This is a genomic window from Glycocaulis sp. (genome assembly GCF_051859565.1).
Lineage (GTDB): Bacteria > Pseudomonadota > Alphaproteobacteria > Caulobacterales > Maricaulaceae > Glycocaulis.
Window position 1 is genome coordinate 380,229 of sequence record NZ_JBHYFK010000002.1, and the last position, 16,290, is coordinate 396,518.

The 16,290-nt window shown below is 65.6% G+C and carries 16 protein-coding genes; 14 read left to right on the plus strand and 2 right to left on the minus strand.

All coding sequences use genetic code 11. The features are described from left to right. The first annotated feature begins 47 nt into the window (after nucleotides 1-47). The 7 genes from ACTIGC_RS04305 (at nucleotide 48) to tkt (ending at nucleotide 9,406) form a co-directional block, all read left to right on the plus strand. Entirely contained in the window at nucleotides 48-812 is a 765-nt protein-coding gene (locus tag ACTIGC_RS04305; protein ID WP_439633230.1) for a YebC/PmpR family DNA-binding transcriptional regulator, read from the plus strand. Between the two features lie 28 nt (nucleotides 813-840). Then, nucleotides 841-1,461, plus strand: coding sequence for a (d)CMP kinase (gene cmk, locus ACTIGC_RS04310; protein WP_439633231.1), 621 nt, complete (start codon nucleotides 841-843; stop codon nucleotides 1,459-1,461). Between the two features lie 120 nt (nucleotides 1,462-1,581). Then, nucleotides 1,582-3,975, plus strand: a complete 2,394-nt coding sequence (locus ACTIGC_RS04315; protein ID WP_439633232.1) for a hypothetical protein — start codon at nucleotides 1,582-1,584, stop codon at nucleotides 3,973-3,975. A gap of 33 nt (nucleotides 3,976-4,008) precedes the next feature. Then, nucleotides 4,009-4,821, plus strand: coding sequence for an aldo/keto reductase (locus tag ACTIGC_RS04320; RefSeq protein WP_439633233.1), 813 nt, complete (start codon nucleotides 4,009-4,011; stop codon nucleotides 4,819-4,821). A gap of 68 nt (nucleotides 4,822-4,889) precedes the next feature. Next, nucleotides 4,890-5,831: an ArsR/SmtB family transcription factor gene (locus ACTIGC_RS04325; RefSeq protein ID WP_439633234.1), complete on the plus strand. Its 942-nt coding sequence runs from the start codon at nucleotides 4,890-4,892 to the stop codon at nucleotides 5,829-5,831. Next, entirely contained in the window at nucleotides 5,828-7,381 is a 1,554-nt protein-coding gene (gene pgi, locus ACTIGC_RS04330) for a glucose-6-phosphate isomerase (RefSeq protein ID WP_439633235.1), read from the plus strand. Before ACTIGC_RS04325 ends, pgi begins: the two co-directional genes overlap by 4 nt. A gap of 39 nt (nucleotides 7,382-7,420) precedes the next feature. Then, a complete protein-coding gene (gene tkt, locus ACTIGC_RS04335) occupies nucleotides 7,421-9,406 on the plus strand; it encodes a transketolase (protein ID WP_439633236.1) in 1,986 nt (661 codons plus the stop codon). On the opposite strand, the gene ACTIGC_RS04340 is transcribed toward tkt, so the two are convergent. Next, a complete protein-coding gene (locus tag ACTIGC_RS04340; protein WP_439633237.1) occupies nucleotides 9,403-10,599 on the minus strand; it encodes a cupin domain-containing protein in 1,197 nt (398 codons plus the stop codon). The two genes, tkt and ACTIGC_RS04340, sit on opposite strands and share 4 nt — an antisense overlap. Further along, nucleotides 10,593-11,222, minus strand: a complete 630-nt coding sequence (locus ACTIGC_RS04345; RefSeq protein WP_439633238.1) for a hypothetical protein — start codon at nucleotides 11,220-11,222, stop codon at nucleotides 10,593-10,595. The genes ACTIGC_RS04340 and ACTIGC_RS04345 overlap by 7 nt, the downstream gene beginning before the upstream one ends. Nucleotides 11,223-11,384: 162 nt before the next feature. On the opposite strand from ACTIGC_RS04345, the gene ruvC reads away from it, so the two are divergent. The 7 genes from ruvC (at nucleotide 11,385) to ACTIGC_RS04380 (ending at nucleotide 16,259) form a co-directional block, all read left to right on the plus strand. Next, nucleotides 11,385-11,882 carry a crossover junction endodeoxyribonuclease RuvC gene (ruvC, locus tag ACTIGC_RS04350; protein ID WP_439633347.1) on the plus strand — a complete coding sequence of 166 codons (498 nt, stop codon included), beginning with the start codon at nucleotides 11,385-11,387 and terminating at the stop codon, nucleotides 11,880-11,882. Then, nucleotides 11,879-12,538 (plus strand): Holliday junction branch migration protein RuvA, encoded by a 660-nt coding sequence (gene ruvA / locus ACTIGC_RS04355; protein WP_439633239.1) that lies wholly within the window; start codon nucleotides 11,879-11,881, stop codon nucleotides 12,536-12,538. Before ruvC ends, ruvA begins: the two co-directional genes overlap by 4 nt. Nucleotides 12,539-12,665: 127 nt before the next feature. Continuing rightward, complete coding sequence (ruvB, locus tag ACTIGC_RS04360; RefSeq protein WP_439633240.1) at nucleotides 12,666-13,697, plus strand: Holliday junction branch migration DNA helicase RuvB; 1,032 nt, start codon at nucleotides 12,666-12,668, stop codon at nucleotides 13,695-13,697. Continuing rightward, entirely contained in the window at nucleotides 13,694-14,164 is a 471-nt protein-coding gene (gene ybgC, locus ACTIGC_RS04365) for a tol-pal system-associated acyl-CoA thioesterase (RefSeq protein ID WP_439633241.1), read from the plus strand. Before ruvB ends, ybgC begins: the two co-directional genes overlap by 4 nt. A gap of 150 nt (nucleotides 14,165-14,314) precedes the next feature. Next, a complete protein-coding gene (locus ACTIGC_RS04370) occupies nucleotides 14,315-14,968 on the plus strand; it encodes a MotA/TolQ/ExbB proton channel family protein (RefSeq protein WP_439633242.1) in 654 nt (217 codons plus the stop codon). Next, a complete protein-coding gene (gene tolR / locus ACTIGC_RS04375; protein ID WP_439633243.1) occupies nucleotides 14,969-15,400 on the plus strand; it encodes a protein TolR in 432 nt (143 codons plus the stop codon). A 22-nt stretch (nucleotides 15,401-15,422) separates the two neighbouring features. Beyond that, complete coding sequence (locus tag ACTIGC_RS04380; RefSeq protein WP_439633244.1) at nucleotides 15,423-16,259, plus strand: hypothetical protein; 837 nt, start codon at nucleotides 15,423-15,425, stop codon at nucleotides 16,257-16,259. Nucleotides 16,260-16,290 lie beyond the last annotated feature (31 nt).

The window sequence follows — 16,290 nt, forward strand, 5'->3', positions numbered from 1 at the left end:
GCGCGCTCCCCGCTCTGGCGGGCAGACATGTTTGCAGGAGGTTCCCCATGGCCGGGCATTCCAAATGGGCCAATATCCAGCATCGCAAGGGCCGTCAGGACAAGGCGCGCGCGAAGCTGTTTTCCAAGCTGTCCAAGGAAATCACCATTGCCTCGAAAATGGGTGGCCCCGACCCGGACATGAACCCGCGCCTGCGCCTCGCCGTCGCCAATGCCAAGGGCCAGTCCATGCCCAAGGACAATATCGAGCGCGCGATCAAGAAAGGTCAGGGCGGGGATGTCGAGGAGTATTTCGAGATCCGCTATGAGGGTTTTGGCCCGGCCGGTGTCGGCCTGATCGTGGAAGCCTCCACCGACAACAAGAACCGCGCCGCGTCTGACGTGCGCTCTGCCTTCTCCAAGAATGGCGGCAATATGGGCGAGACCGGCTCTGTCTCCTTCATGTTTGATCAGGTGGGCGAGATCCGCTTTCCCCTTTCCATTGGTGATGAGGAGGCCGTTCTGGAAGCCGCTATCGAGGCGGGCGCCGAGGATGTGACCCAGGAAGAGGGCGGTGAGGACGAAGAGGGCGAACACGTCATCTATTGTGCCCGCGAGGACCTGGCCGAGGTGAGCGAGGCTCTGGAAGGGCGCTTTGGCGAGGCGAAATCGGCCAATATCATCTGGCGTCCGCAAAACCTGATCGAGGTTGATGGCGACAAGGCGGCCACGCTGATGAAGCTGATGGAAGCGCTCGAAGATCTTGATGACGTAGCGAGCGTTTACGCCAATTTTGACATTTCCGAAGACGAGATGGGCAAGCTCGCATCGTGAACTGTGCCGCCGGGAAGGGCCTCGCGCCATGCTGATTGCCGTTGATGGACCGCTGGCCTCGGGCAAGGGCACGATTGCGCGGGCGCTCTCGGCAAAGTTTGGCCTTCCCCATCTCGATACCGGAACGCTCTACCGCGCGGTCGCGGTGGCTGTGCTGGATGCAGGCGATGATCCCGCAGACAGCGCCGCTGCCGAAGCGGCTGCGCGCGCGCTTGATCCTGCCAGCATTGATGAGGCGAAAATCCGCACCGCCGGCGCGGGCGCGGCGGCTTCAATCGTGTCGGCCCATCCCAAAGTGCGTGCGGCCCTCAAAGAAGTGCAGCAGGAATTTGCCCGCCAGCCTGGCGGCGCGGTGCTGGACGGGCGCGATATAGGGACCGTGATTGCGCCTGACGCCGATGTGAAACTCTTCGTCACGGCCAGCGCCGAAGTGCGCGCCTCGCGCCGCTGGAGCGAGCTGGTCGGGCGCGGCGAGAATGTCAGCCTGGAACAGATCATGAGCCAGTTGGCCGAGCGTGACGGACGCGATGCCTCGCGTCCCGATGCGCCGCTGATGAAGGCGGCTGATGCGGTCGAGCTGGATACGACCGACATGGATGAGGGCGAAGCCATACGCGCTGCCATCGCCATCGTGGAGGCGCGGCGCTAGCCGGGCACGCCCGCCTGCCGCCTCGTCGCGGACGGGTGATTTTCGCTGGCAAATTCCCTTCATTTACCGTTCAGATAGCGCCCGCTCCAATGTGTGGGTGATGGAGCGGGAGGGGTTTGCATGTTGCGTGTTGTTATCTTCGGCTGCGCCATTATTGGCGCGGTTCTGGCGCTGCCATGCGGTCATGCTCTGACGCAGCAGCAAGGCGGGTCCCAGCCGCTGCAGACGGTCCGCCCGCTGCCAGCGATGACGGCGCGCCCGGCAGAAGCCGAGACCGAACAGGACCAGCCCCAGGCACGCGAAACCCTGCAAGGTCCGGCCACGCTGACCACCCGCCCTGAACCCATGCAGGGGCTTGCCGGGCGCCCTGCTGCCCAACAAGGTCAGCCAGGCATGACAGCGCAACAGGCTGGTATTCCGGCTCTGGCGTTTGATTCCAGTCAGGCATCCATGGCGGCGCTCAATGCTGATGCGGTCCGCGCGGCCGTCGGCCGCTCCCCCCTGTTTCTGGCGGAGCTGGATTATCGCGGGCTGAGCAACGCGCAGTCCCTTCCATTGCTCGTCGCGCCGGGGGCCGAGATCGATCTGCCGCGCTATCTGCGCGAGACCGACCTTTCCGCGCAGCCGGACGTCGCGGCGATCATCGCCAATCCGCGCGCTCTTGGCGTTACCCGCCCGCTGGTCCAGCGCAATGAGGTCTTCCTGCTGGAAGACAGGCTGATCGTGTCGCGCCAGGTCACGGTCACGGTTGAGCGTGACAGTTGCGAGAGGGCTGCGCGCACGGCCGAACAGCGCGCCTTTCAGGAAAGCTTCTGCCTGACATTCGTGCCTGCCGGCCAGCGCACGGACTTTGCCCGTGTGCGGCCCGATGCCCTGCGCCGCGGGCTCAATCCTGATGATCTTCTGGGCACGCCGCCCACCGAGGCCGACATCCGCGAGGCGGCAGAGGCCATCCGCGAAGAGCTGCGGGCCATGAACCCGCGCGCCCTGTACGCTTTCGACGTGACGGTGGAGGCCGCACTGCGCCTGTCAGACGATGCGCTGCTTGCGCTGGAGCTTAATGGCGAGGAGCGCGAGATCACGCACGTCACGGTGATACCGCTTGACGAGAGCCTGCGCATGCCGGCCGACATACGCCGGGAACCCGGTGCGGCACCGCCTGCGCGGATTGATCAGGGCCTGTTGATGGACCAGCCAATCGGTCCGTCTGTGCGGGTGTTTCCAGAGCTGTTCCGCAGCCATGTCATCACACGCGCCGACCTGATGCGCGTAACCCGGCCGGTTACGGCAAGCCGGCTGCCGCAATCTGCCTTGCAAGGGGCTGCCGGCTCGCACACCTCCGCTCCTGCCGATAGCGGCTATCAGGTATTCTCAATGCCGCAGCAAACGACCCTTCGCCACCGTCTGCCGGACTTCGACGCGCGCGATGCCGTGGTGACCGAAAGCGAGGACTTCTACTTTTTGACGGGGTTCACGATCTCGCGCTCGATAGAGGACCGCTACAAGCACACATTCAACCGGCGCAAAAACTATTTCGTCGCCTTCCAGTATTCTGTCGGGTTCGGGTTGGGTCTGCGCTTCCCCTTCGAGGTGCGCGCGGTCACGACCGAGCGGTTCAACGAAATCCTGCCCGATGTCTGGCATTCGCAATCGCTGAACCTGCAGCTGAGTGCGCGCGGCGTGTCCGGGGCAGAGCGTGTGCCCGGCGTGCCCTCGGTCTATCTCGCCTCCGGGCTCGACCCTTCGCTGCGCTTTGATGACCAGGAGTTTGTCTTCCGTTTGTGGGCGGGTTGCCAGCTGCAGGTGCGTGCGCCGGTGGTGGGAACGGTGCGCATCAACTGTCCCAGCGTAAACATACCGCGTGCCGGCACATGTCCGGGCTGGGCTTGCCAGCGCTTTACGCCACTGATCGCTGGCGGACGCACCGAGCTGGCGCGCTTTACCGTTCCCGCGAGCGTGTCGGGCCTGCGCATCAATGCCTGGATCGGCGAGGCCGGTCTGGAGCCGGGCGTGCGGGTGGAAGCACGCAACGCAAACCTGCGGTTCAACCTGGCCGCCAATGGCGCGCCTTTCGCCACTCAGGGCTCAAGGGCGTGTGCCGCGCCGGGCCGGGGCTCGCCCACTGCCAGCAACCGGCTCGTGAATGGCCAGACCTGCGAGGTGCGTTTCATCCGGGCCGGACACGGATCAGGCGAGCAGATGCAGTTCCATCTGCAGGCTGAAGGCGGGCGTGATCCCAGCCTGACCCTGTCCGATCCGGTGTACAGTTTTACGATGGCGCTGGTGCCGTTCATCGATCTCTACGGCGCCATCGATATTGCGGTTGCGCGCTGGGAGTTGCGCCACACCTTCGATATTCCGGGGCTTACCATCCAGCAGGACTTCACCTTCCCGCGCCATGAGGGCACGCAGCGCTCGGTGACGCTTGGCACCTGTTCGCCGGGCGCCGCCAATGGCCCGCAATGCGCGAATGCCCGTGTGCAGATACAGCCGCGCAGTGGCGGGCCGGGATAGCGCTGGCGCAGGCGTTCAAGTAAGGCAGTGTGCATGAGCATTCTGCCCTCCCGCCTCGGCTTTGGCATTTCCGGTGCGCACGGCACGCCGCTAGTGGCACCGGGCGGTACGGTCCGGCTTGTCGGGCAGGCCTTTGCCGCCGGGGTGCGCGTCTTCGATACAGCCCCTGCCTATGGCGCGGGCGAGGCGGAAAAGCGGCTGGGCCGCGCGCTGGCGTCGCTGCCGCGAGACGGCGTCTTCGTGACCACAAAGGCGGGCGTCTCCTCCACCGGCCTTGCCCGACGCGTCCGTGATTTTTCCCCCGATGGCCTTGAACGCTCCATCCGCGCCAGCCTGTCCCGGCTTGGCCTTGAGGGAGTGGACGGGCTGATCCTGCATGGCCCGGCACCGTCCGAGCTGACCCCGGCCTTGCTGACGCGCCTCAAGGCGCTGCAAGCCGCCGGAGCCTTCCGCCATCTGGGCGTGGCCGGAAGGGGCGCTGAGCTGGATGCGGCGCTGGAAACCGGCGCGTTCACAATCCTCATGGCGCCTGTCCATCCTTTCGTGGGCGAGGCGGCGCGGTCGCGCCTGCGGCGCGCGCGTGCGGCGGGCATAGCTGTGATGGGGATCGAGGCGGCTGGCGATGGTCCGGCACCCTTGCGCCTGCCGCGAAAGGCCTCTGATCTCTATATGCTCGCCCGGCGCTTGCGGTCGGGGGCGGCGGACGGCCCGCGCGCGGCCATGCCGGACGCGCTGGCAGATCCGCTCCGTGACGGGCTGGCTGACTGCGTGGTGATGACCACGACGCGGCCGGAACACCTTGCCGCCAATGCTGATGCGATTACCGGGACAGGCGCCAGCGCCTGAATCGACTTTTCACGCGAGACTGGCTATGGCCGGTGGAAGGATGAGTCTTCCCAACTGACAGGGTGCCGATGCACGCAGAGTTGCTGACCAAGCTGAAGGCACTGGGCGAGCCGACCCGGTTGCGTATCGTGACCTTGCTGCTGCGCGGCGAGCTGACGGTCAGCGAAATCATGCAGGTGCTCGGACAGAGCCAGCCGCGCGTCAGCCGCCATCTCAAACTTCTTGCAGATGCAGGGCTTTGCGAGCGCTATCCCGAAGGGGGCTGGGTGTTCTACCGGCTGGCGCGATCACGCGTGGGCGAACGCTTGGCCGCCCTCCTGGAAGAGATGGAACGCAGCGATGATACCGAAGTTGCCCGCGATCTGGCGCGTCTGAGCGAGGTGCGCCGCCTGCGCGCCGAGACCGCGCAGAAATATTTCGAGGTCGCCGCCGAGCAATGGGCGCGCATCCGGGGCCTCCACTTCTCCGAAGAGGCGGTAGAGGCGGCCATGCTGAAAGCGGCAGGCGAGCGTCAATTCCGCCTGCATCTCGATGTCGGCACTGGCACGGGCCGCATGCTGGAGATTTTTGCCGACCGGGCCGAGGACGGCATGGGTGTTGATCTCAGCCGGGAAATGCTCACTGTCGCCCGCTCCAAGATGAGCGAGGCCGGACTTGCCAACCGGCTGGTGCGCCAGGCCGATGCGACGGCCCTGCCACTGGAGACAGGGGCCGCAGACCTCATCACCGTGCATCAGGTCCTGCACTATATTGCGCAGCCGCAGCGCGCCCTGACCGAGTGGGCGCGCGTGCTCGCGCCGGGCGGGCTTCTGCTGCTGGCGGACTTTGAGGCCCACGATTTTGAGGGTTTCCGCGCCGAATACCATCACGCCCATCTGGGCTTTGAGCGCGGGCAACTGCGCGCCTGGCTGGAAGCAGCGGGGCTGAAGCCGCTGGGTATCGACCCGCTCCAGTCAGAAAAGGCCGAAGGCGGGCTGACGGTCCTGATCTGTTCGGCCACCAAGGTATGAGCGCTGCGCCGATGGATATTGCCCGACAGCTAGACCCCCATGTGAAGCGCCTTGCAGGCGAACCGCTCGGCGCATTGGTGCGCGCGGGCGGCGGACAGCGCGACGCTGCCCTGCAATGGCAGGCCGGACCCATTGCGCTGGATGCCCGCCATCAGCGCCTGGATGCGGACGCGATGAACGCGCTTTTTGCGCTGGCTGAAGGCGCGGGCTTTGATGATGCCCGCAAGGCGCTCTTTGCGGGGGATGTCGTCAATCCGACAGAGGGACGTCCCGCCCTTCATGCGGCGCTGCGTGATGCCTCCGCGCTGAAAGACCGTGATTATGCGGCACGTATCGAGGCAGCACGGGCGCGCACGGCGGCCTTTGCCCGCGCCTGTCAGGGCGCGGATGCGCCCGGCGGCAAGCCGGTCACACGCATCATCAATATCGGCATTGGCGGGTCTGATCTCGGGCCCCGCCTGGTCTACAGCGCCATGAAGGCGTTCCGCCGCGAGGGCGTCGATCTGCGCTTCGTGTCCAATCTGGACCCGGCAGACCTTGAGGATGCTGTTGAGGGCGCGGACCCCGAAACGACGCTGGTCTGTGTCACGTCAAAATCCTTCACAACCTCTGAAACGCTGATGAATGCCCGCGCGGCCAAGGCCTGGCTTGCGGCAAACCTTGGCGAAGACGGGGCCAATGCCCGCATGGCCGCTGCCACCGCAGCGCCGGGCAAGGCTGAAGGCTTCGGCATCGCGCCGTCGCGCATCTTCCCGTTCGAGGAAGGCGTGGGCGGGCGCTATTCCTTCTGGTCGGCGGCCGGGCTGTGTCTGGAGATCGCGCTGGGGCCGGACGTGTTTGCCCGCATTCTTGAGGGTGCGCGCCAGATTGACGAACACTTCGCAACAGCGGCGGCGAAAGACAATCTGCCGCTCGCCAAGGCGCTGATCGATGTGTGGAACCGCGCCGGGCGCGGCCTGCTGGCGCGCTGCGTCGCCGCCTATTCGACGCGTCTCCAACTTCTGCCTGCCTATCTGCAACAGCTGGAGATGGAGAGCCTTGGCAAGCCGGTGCGCCTTGATGGCTCGGCCCTGCCTGCCCATTCCGGCGGTCAGCTGGTGTGGGGTGGCAAAGGGTCTGACATCCAGCATTCCTTCTTCCAGTGGCTCCATCAGGGCGTGGACGAGGTGCCGGTAGACTTCATTGCCGTAAAAACGCTTTACGCCAGCGGTGATGAGCGGGCAAAAGCGCTGGGGGCCAATCTGGTCGCGCAGAGCGCAGCCCTGCTCGACGGCCATGAAGGCGAGGGCGCGCTGGCCGCGCACAAGACGCTGCCGGGCGGACGGGCAAGTTCCGTCATCGTGCTCGAACGCCTTGATCCTGAAGGGCTGGGCGCGCTGATCGCTCTCCATGAGCACAAAGTGTTCTGCGAAGGGCTGGTCTACAGCCTCAATCCGTTCGACCAGTGGGGGGTGGAGCTGGGCAAGCTGCTGACAAACGACCTCCTGAAAGGCAATCACAGCCGGTTTGACGCCGCCAGTCTTGACCTTGCCCGGCTATTCAGGCTTTGACCCCGCCATACCCACGACTCTCACCAGAGGCCCATCCCCATGACCGCTCCCGATCTTGACCGTATCCGTCCGATGGCCAATGCGGTCCGCGCCCTGTCGATGGACGCAGTGGAGAAGGCCAAGTCGGGCCATCCGGGCATGCCGATGGGCATGGCCGATGCAGCCGCCGTGCTCTGGGCCAAGCATATCAAGTTCGACCCGGCGGATCCGCAATGGCCCGACCGGGACCGCTTCGTGCTGTCGGCGGGCCATGGCTCCATGCTTATCTACTCCATCCTGCACCTGATCGGGGTGGAAGGCGTGACGATGGATGAGCTGAAAAACTTCCGTCAGTTCGGCTCCAAAACGCCCGGCCACCCGGAGTTTGGCCATACGCCCGGCGTGGAAACCACGACCGGCCCGCTGGGGCAGGGCATCTCCACCGCTGTCGGCATGGCGCTGGCCGAGCGCATCCTCAATGCGCATTTCGGCGATGCGCTGGTCGATCACCATACCTGGGTCATCGCATCAGACGGTGATCTGCAGGAGGGTATCAGCCAGGAAGCGATCTCGCTGGCCGGCCATCTCAAACTCAACCGCCTCATCGTGCTGTGGGACGACAACTCCATCTCCATCGATGGCTCGACGGAGCTGTCCGATACGGTCGATCACAAGAAACGCTTTGAAGCGGCGGGCTGGGACACGCTCAGCGTGGATGGCCATGATCCGGCCGCCGTCGACGCGGCGCTGACGCGCGCCAAAGCCAGTGACCGCCCGGTCCTGATCGCCTGCCGCACCACGATTGGTTTTGGCGCACCGAAAAAGGCTGGCACTGCCGGTTCGCACGGCTCGCCGCTGGGCGCTGAAGAGATCGACGGCGCAAGGAAGGCGCTCGGCTGGGAGCACGGCCCGTTCGAGGTGCCGGAAAACATCTATGCTGACTGGCGGGAGATGGCTGTGCGCAGCGCGGCTGACCGCAAGGCATGGAATGAACGTCTGGCGGCATCGAATGTGCGTGATGCCTTCATCGCGCGCATGGCCGGCGGTGTGCCCAAGGCCGCGCAGGACGCACTGAAAGCGCATATCGCCAAAGTCGTCGAGGACAAGCCGAAGCTCGCTACGCGCGCCGCGTCCGGCAAGGTGCTCGAAGCGATTGCGGCGGACTATCCCGCGCTCATTGGCGGTTCGGCAGACCTTACGGGCTCGAACCTCACCAAAGCCAGCTCGCAGGCCATCATCAAGTCTGACGATTTCTCCGGCGGCTATATCCATTACGGCGTGCGCGAGCATGGCATGGCCGCCGCGATGAACGGGATGAGCCTGCATGGCGGGATCACGCCCTATGGCGGCACCTTCCTGATCTTTTCTGATTATTGCCGTCCGGCGATCCGCCTGTCTGCGCTGATGAACCAGAGTGTCATCTACGTGCTGACCCACGATTCCATCGGGCTGGGCGAAGACGGCCCCACCCACCAGCCGGTCGAGCATCTCTCGGCCCTGCGCTCCATTCCGGGTGTGGAGACCTGGCGGCCCTGCGACGCGCTGGAGACAGCCGAAAGCTGGGCCTGCGCGCTGGAACGCACGGACGGTCCGGCCATCCTTGCCCTGTCGCGTCAGGGTGTGCCGCATCTGCGCGAGGATGACGGGTCGCAAAACCTCTCCGCGCGCGGCGCCTATGTGCTGCGTGAAGCCCAAGGCGGTGCGCCGCAGATCGTGCTGATCGCCACCGGCACCGAAGTGGAACTGGCCGTGCAGGCCCGTGACATGCTGGCGGAAAAGGGCGTGAAGGCCCGCGTCGTCAGCGCGCCCTCTCCGGAGCGTTTCCTCAAACAGGATGATGCCTATCGCGCCTCGGTCCTGCCGGACGGCGTGCCGTGCGTGGCGGTGGAAGCGGCCATACGCTGGGGCTGGGATGCCATCATTGGCCGCGAGGGCGGATTTGTCGGCATGACAGGCTTTGGCGCATCGGCTCCGGCTGAGCAGCTCTATGAGCATTTTGGCATCACGGCGGAGCGCGTCGTCGAGGAAGCGCTGAAGCGGGTTTAGGCCCGCTCCGCCGCGCCGAAGGCCAGCAGGCGCTCTATCGCCTCGCGGGCCTTGGCCTCGCCGAGGGACGCGAAATCGGCCTGTGATACGGGCTCTCCAGCGACAAAGGCTTCGAGTGCGGACAGGGCCGGTTCATCAAAGCTGATATCCCCGCCGGCCACGACGAGCGCGATGTGATGGCCGTCACTGGCCAGCCGCATCGGTGTCAGCGGACGGCGGCGTATCTGCGTGTCCGGCCCAACAGGGCCTGTGGTCAATCCGCCTGAGAGATCTGGCTGGCGTGTGCGCAGAAAGGTGTCGATGAACAGGTCCAGCACGCTGTCGAGATCGGCTTGCTGGCGGGCCTCGTCCATGGCGGCCTCGAACAGGGCGCGCAGACCCTCCCGGTCGAAATCATCCAGGTGGAAGCCCGGCGGCATGGAGCGCCGCAAATGGGGGGAGTGCAGGCTGGCCTCCGCCACCGCTTCCAGCAGGAAGTCGGCCAGCGTCTTCACGATAATGCCGGTGGTGATGTGCAGCGAATGGGAGCCCGCTTCGCTGACCGCATCATGCATCAGGCCGCGCGGCACGTAGAGCATGTCGCCCGGCTCCAGCACGAACTCGGCCACGGGCTCGCCAGCGGCAAACTTGCCCGGCGTGAACTGTTCCCCCCGGAATGGCGTTCCCGCCGGGGTGTCATAGAGCCGCCAGCGCTTGCGGCCCTCCACCTGACACACAAACACGCAATGATTGTCGTAATGGGTATGAAAGCCCTGCGCACCTGAAGGTGTCAGATAGATATTGGTCTGCACATGGGCGGAGAAAACACTCTCCAGCTGGCGGCAGAATTGTGCCAGAGGCGCATGACGGCGTTCCAGATGCGGCAGGATGATGGTGGCGCCCTGCTGCCACAGACGCATCACCGCACCCCGGTCGATCTCGCCATTATCCAGTACATAATCACCCGGAGCGATGCGCGGCTCGGAACGCGCCAGACTCAGCTCGCCTTCGCGAAAGCGCTGGCCGGAGATAAGGGCGTCAATGGCGGCGGAGGAAAGGAGCGGCGTGAAGCGGTCGGCGCCGCCCGTCCGCGTCTCGTCTGCCCGGCAGTGAAGGGCCTTTTGCTCCCAGTATTCGCGCAGGAAGCGGCCTTCACCCGCCGGGGCGGTGAGCTGATCCAGTGACAGAACGCCCGGCATTCGTGTGTCTAGCACCGGCGCCCCTGATAGGCCGGGTCGGCGTAAGGCCCGCTATCGGAATCCGAGCAGGCCCGCGGTCCGCCGCGCCCACCACCCACAGGGTCGGCGTAAGGGCCGGTATCGTTGTCGGTGTAGCCGGTCTGCGGACGCCCGCCACGCCCATTGCCTGCCGGATCGGCATAAGGGCCGCGGTCACTATCGGTATAGCCTGACTGCGGAGGGCGCCCGCCGCCGCGTCCGCCACCCGCCGGGTCCGCATAGGGCCCCGTGTCGTTGTCGGTATAGCCGGTTTGCGGGCGCCCGCCCCCGCGTCCGCCGCCAACAGGGTCAGCGTAGGGGCCGGTATCGCTGTCGGTGATACCTGACTGGTGCTGGCAGGAGCGGCCCTGATTGACCGGATCGGAATAAGTGCCGACATCGGAGTCGGTACATGCCCGGTATCCGCCGCGCACGCCGTATCCGGCTGCGTCGGCATAGAGCCCGCCATCATTGTCGGTCACGCCGGTATAGACGGGGCCTGCTGTCGCACAGCCCGATACGCCCAGAAGCGTTGCGCCGCCAGCCACCTGCGCCAGGAAAGAGCGGCGCGAGAGCGGGCGCAGGCCTTTTTTCGGTTTGCCTGAATTATCGTCGGACATTGGCGCTACCTCCCCAGGCTGCCAATCCTGTGTGCGATGACGATATGAAGTAAATTGTGTTCCCGCCAGCGAAAAGTAGGGGCAGCCGCCTGCGTGCGCCGAAAGCCGATGAACCGCGATGGAGACGTGCAGGCGCGCGCCAAGCAGCGCTATGCTCGCCCGATGAGCCAGACGATTCGCATTCTTGGCATTGATCCGGGCCTTGCCGCCACCGGATGGGGCGTGATCGACCAGACCGGCACGCGCCTGTCTCTGGTGGCCCACGGCGTCATCAAGGCGCCGGTGAAAGCGCCCCTGCCGCAGCGTCTCGAAGCCATCTTTGCCGCCGTCGAGGCGCTGGTGGCGCAGTACGCCCCCCATGAGGCGGCAGTGGAAGACCAGTTCGTCAGCGCGAACGCGGGCACAGCCCTCAAGCTGGGTCAGGCGCGCGCCGCGGCCATCCTGCCTGCCGCGCGGGCGGGGCTTAGCGTTGCCGAATACGCGCCGCGTCTGGTGAAGAAGTCTGTTGTCGGCACCGGCGCGGCAGAGAAGGGGCAGGTCGCCGCGATGATCGCCGTCATCCTGCCCGGCAGCCGCGCCACGGCGGACGCTGCCGACGCACTGGCGGTGGCGATCTGTCACGCGCATCATCGCGGCATCAAAACAAGGCTCAGCGCATGATCGGGATGCTCAAAGGTGTGGTGGTGGCGCTGGGCGATGAGGATGCCGTCATCGATGTGGGCGGGGTGGGCTATCTCGTCTCGCTCGGCACCCGCGCGCGCGCGCGCCTCGAGATCGGCACCGGGATCACGCTCCATATTGAGACCTATGTGCGCGAGGACGCGTTTCGCCTGTTCGGCTTTCTGACCGAGGCAGAACGCGCCTGGTTCGTGCGCCTGCAAGGCGTGCAGGGCGTCGGCGCCAAGCACGCTCTGGCGCTGCTGGACGCGGTTTCTGCCTCCGGTATCGAGACGGCGGCGGCGCTGGGCGATGCGTCGGCGTTCGAGCGCGCCAAGGGGGTGGGTAGAAAGCTCGCTGAGCGCATTGCGGTCGAGTTGAAGGGCAAGGCGCCGCCCGCGCGCCGGCGCTCCCAGAAGGGCGCTGAGAGCCTTGTGGGGGCATTGTCCGAGGGTGAGACTCCGGCGGCCTCCAGCGCGCCCGTAGCCGCTCCCGAAACCGAAAATGACGACGCCCGCGAGGTGGCGATCAGCGCGCTTACCAATCTGGGCTATGGCGAGAGCGAGGCGCGCCATGCGGTCGCGCTCGCCATCACCGCCAACCCTGAAGCCGGCGAGACCATGCTGATCCGCGCAGCCCTGAAGGAGCTGGCACGGTGAGGGGCGTTATTCTTTTTCGTCGTTCCCGCGCAGGCGGGAACCCAGAGCCGTTTGCATGGACTTCGCTCTACGATCTCTGGATGCCCGCCTGCGCGGGCATGACGAGAGAAAAGCGGAGAAGTCTGCGATGACCGAGGCAAACCGCATCATCTCAACCGAACCCGCGCCGGGGGACGGGCGCGACAAGGCGCTGCGCCCCTTGAGCTTTGACGAGTTCGTCGGCCAGCGCGCGGCCATCGATAATCTCAAGGTCTTCGTGAGTGCTGCCGCCAGCCGGGGCGAGGCGCTCGACCACGTGCTGCTCTCCGGTCCGCCGGGGCTGGGCAAGACCACGCTGGCGCAGATCGTCGCGCGTGAGCTGGGCGTCAATTTCCGCGCCACTTCCGGCCCTGTCATCGCCCGCGCGGGCGATCTCGCTGCGATCCTGACCAATCTGGAAGAGCGCGACGTGCTTTTCATAGATGAAATCCACCGCCTGCTGCCGGTGGTGGAGGAAATCCTCTACCCCGCCATGGAGGATTTCGCGCTGGACCTCGTGATCGGGGAGGGGCCGAGCGCGCGCACCGTGCGCATTGATCTGCCGCCCTTTACCCTTGTCGGTGCGACAACACGGGCGGGACTGCTGGCGACGCCCTTGCGAGACCGGTTCGGCGTGCCGGTACGGCTGGAATTTTATGGCGAAAAGGAACTGACCAGCATCGTCACCCGCGCCGCTGGAAAGCTCGGCGCGGCCATAGAGCCTGACGGCGCGCGGGAAATCGCAAGGCGGGCGAGAGGCACGCCGCGCGTGGCGGGCCGCCTCCTGCGCCGGGTGCGCGACTTTGCCGAGGCCGATGGCGAGACCAGCATCTCCGCCAAGGTCGCCGACCTCGCCCTGAAGCGCCTTGAGGTGGACGAGGTGGGCCTCGACAGCCTCGACCGTCGATACTTACGCGTCCTCATCGAAGGGTTTGCCGGCGGGCCTGCGGGCGTGGAAACACTGGCGGCGGCCTGCGCCGAGGCGCGCGATGCGCTGGAAGAAGTGGTCGAACCCTTCCTGATCCAGCAGGGCTTCATCCAGCGCACACCAAGGGGCCGCATTGCCGCCCCGCGCGCCTGGACGCATATGGGGCTGGAGCCGCCGCGCTCCTCGCCGGACCTGTTTGGAGGCGATAAATGAGCGCGCCGGAAGCCGGACGCTGGCAGGGCGGCGCGCATTATCTGCCCGTGCGGGTCTATTACGAGGACACGGACTTCACCGGCATCGTCTACTACGCGAACTATCTCAAATTCTTCGAGCGCGGCCGCACCGACGCACTTCGTACGGCGGGCATCAGCCATGCAGACCTGCTAAAGGCCGATCCGCCTTTGGGTTTTGCGGTGCGGAAAGTGACGGTGGAATATCACGCCCCCGCCCGCATCGATGACGCGCTTGAAGTGGAGACGCGCTTTGCCAGCCTCTCCGGTGTACGCATGCAGATCGAACAGGTGATCACGCGCGAAGGCGTATTACTCGCCAGCGCCGAAGTGGAAGCGGTCTGCATCGACCTCAAAGGCCGCCCCAAGCGCCTGCCTGCGGGGCTTAAAGAGGCTTTGGGGAAGGTGGGGGGGGAGCCCCATCCACTGCAAATCCAAACGCGTCCTTAACCCTTCTTCCTTCAAATCGCCCCAATCGGATCAGAGAAAGCCTGCCGGGAACAGATGAGGGCGGGTTTTGAGCGTGTCAGGCTTGGCGAGAGTGCTGCTCGCCGCTAAGCAACGCGCTCATCCGTTTGCCGGGAGTGTGAGGGAGCCGTCATGGACAGCGTAGCCGTAGAACTGACCCAGCCAGCGCAGGAACTGACTATTTTCTACCTTTTCATGCGCGCCGACATCATCGTGAAGGCGGTGATGGGTATCTTGCTGTTCATGTCCGTCTGGTCATGGGCCGTGGCCATCGAGAAATTCCTGCAGTTCCGCAAGGCAGCCGCCCAGGCCGCCCGGTTCGAGGATGATTTCTGGGCTGGCGGCTCGATTGATGATCTCGCCAACCGCTATGCGCGCAATCCCAAGGACCCGTTCAGCCGGGTGCTGGCCGCTGCGCTGCGTGACTGGGACAGCTTCTCCGTCTCGCGCTCTGGCGGCGCGGAAGCCAACCGGGAACTGACCCGCATGGAGCAGGGGCTCGGCATTCTCGCCATTGTCGGCTCCTCGGCGCCCTTTATCGGACTGTTCGGCACGGTCTGGGGGATCATGAACTCCTTCCGCTCCATCGCCGCCTCGCGCGACACCAATCTCGCCGTCGTGGCGCCCGGCATCGCCGAGGCGCTGTTTGCGACGGGTCTGGGCCTGGTGGCCGCCATTCCGGCGGTGATCTTCTTCAACGCGCTCTCCTCGCAGCTCGCCAAGTATGCGGTGCGCCTGGAAGGGTTCGTGGACGATCTTTCCGCGCTTGCAGCCCGGGAGGGTTAGATGGCCGGCAATGTGGACATGGGCGGCCGCAGGACCGGCCGCCGCTGGAAGCCCAAGGCAGAGATCAACATCGTCCCCTATGTGGACGTGATGCTGGTGCTGCTGATCGTGTTCATGGTCGCCGCGCCACTGCTGACCGTGGGCGTGGACGTGAACCTGCCTGACACCGAAGCGCGGGCGATGACCACGTCGGAAGAGCCGCTGACCATAACGATACAAGCCGATGGCAGCATATTCCTGCAGGAAACGCGCGTCAGCTTTGAAGAGCTGGTGCCGCGTCTGGAGGCGATCTCGCGCACCGGGTCCGAGGCACGCGTCTATATCCGCGCCGATGAGGCGGTGGGCTATGGCGAGGTCATGCGCGTCATGGCGCGCGTCTCCTCGGCTGGCTATGCCAATATCGGTCTTGTTACCGATCCTTTGAACCAGTAGCAGGGAAACGCTTTTTAGCCCGATGCGCTCGTTTGCCAGCTTCATCCTATCGCTGGTGCTGCACCTCTCGCTGTTTGCGAGTGCGTTCATCTATTTCCCGCGCTCGGCCAGCCAGCTCGACGGTGAAAGCGTGCTGGTTCCGGTCGAGCTGGTGACGCTGGCCGACATCACCAATATCCGCGCTGCCGCGCCCGATCCGGTGCCAGAGCCTGAACCTGAAGTGATCGAGCGCCCGCAGCCGGTAGCGCCGGAACCAGAGCCCGAGCCGCAGGTCTCCGAGCCTGAACCCATTCCGCTGCCGCCGACCGAACAGCCGCAACCCGAGCCGGAACCCGAACCGCAGCCCGAGCGCGAGCCTGATCCCGTTCCGCCGCAACCCGAACCCCGGCGTGAGCCGGAACGCCCGCAGCCACGTCCCCAGCCGCAACAGCAGCAGGGGCTGGATCTGGATGCGCTCTCCACGCTGGTCGACCGTTCGCGCCAGCAGAGCGCGCAGAACCGTCCTGCAGAGCAGGGTGATACCCGGCAGGGCGCAGGCGCGGGCACGGCCATGACGGTGACGATGGCGGACCTTTTCCGCAGCCAGACTTCGCGTTGCTGGCGCGAGCCGTCCGATGCGCCGGACCCGGCCTCCTTGCGCGTGTCGGTGGAAGTGCAGCTGGAACGTGACGGATCGTTGAGTGCGCCGCCGCGTCTTGTTGATGCCAACCGCGTGCTGGGCTCGCCCAATCCGTATATGCGCCTTGCGGGTGAGCGCGCGGTGCGCGCCGTGATCGAGTGCGCGCCCTACACCATGCCTGCGGGCCAATATCAGCAATGGCGCCGCATTACGGTCAATTTCGAGCCGTCAAATCGATAGTGTGATACAACCCGCCTGAACGACAGGAGCT

Coding starts and splice junctions, on each gene's coding strand:
- ACTIGC_RS04305 (WP_439633230.1), top strand. CDS start 48: ATGGCCGGGCATTCCAAATGGGCCAATATCCAGCATCGCAAGGGCCGT.
- cmk (WP_439633231.1), top strand. CDS start 841: ATGCTGATTGCCGTTGATGGACCGCTGGCCTCGGGCAAGGGCACGATT.
- ACTIGC_RS04315 (WP_439633232.1), top strand. CDS start 1,582: ATGTTGCGTGTTGTTATCTTCGGCTGCGCCATTATTGGCGCGGTTCTG.
- ACTIGC_RS04320 (WP_439633233.1), top strand. CDS start 4,009: ATGAGCATTCTGCCCTCCCGCCTCGGCTTTGGCATTTCCGGTGCGCAC.
- ACTIGC_RS04325 (WP_439633234.1), top strand. CDS start 4,890: ATGCACGCAGAGTTGCTGACCAAGCTGAAGGCACTGGGCGAGCCGACC.
- pgi (WP_439633235.1), top strand. CDS start 5,828: ATGAGCGCTGCGCCGATGGATATTGCCCGACAGCTAGACCCCCATGTG.
- tkt (WP_439633236.1), top strand. CDS start 7,421: ATGACCGCTCCCGATCTTGACCGTATCCGTCCGATGGCCAATGCGGTC.
- ACTIGC_RS04345 (WP_439633238.1), bottom strand. CDS start 11,222: ATGTCCGACGATAATTCAGGCAAACCGAAAAAAGGCCTGCGCCCGCTC.
- ruvC (WP_439633347.1), top strand. CDS start 11,385: ATGAGCCAGACGATTCGCATTCTTGGCATTGATCCGGGCCTTGCCGCC.
- ruvA (WP_439633239.1), top strand. CDS start 11,879: ATGATCGGGATGCTCAAAGGTGTGGTGGTGGCGCTGGGCGATGAGGAT.
- ruvB (WP_439633240.1), top strand. CDS start 12,666: ATGACCGAGGCAAACCGCATCATCTCAACCGAACCCGCGCCGGGGGAC.
- ybgC (WP_439633241.1), top strand. CDS start 13,694: ATGAGCGCGCCGGAAGCCGGACGCTGGCAGGGCGGCGCGCATTATCTG.
- ACTIGC_RS04370 (WP_439633242.1), top strand. CDS start 14,315: ATGGACAGCGTAGCCGTAGAACTGACCCAGCCAGCGCAGGAACTGACT.
- tolR (WP_439633243.1), top strand. CDS start 14,969: ATGGCCGGCAATGTGGACATGGGCGGCCGCAGGACCGGCCGCCGCTGG.
- ACTIGC_RS04380 (WP_439633244.1), top strand. CDS start 15,423: ATGCGCTCGTTTGCCAGCTTCATCCTATCGCTGGTGCTGCACCTCTCG.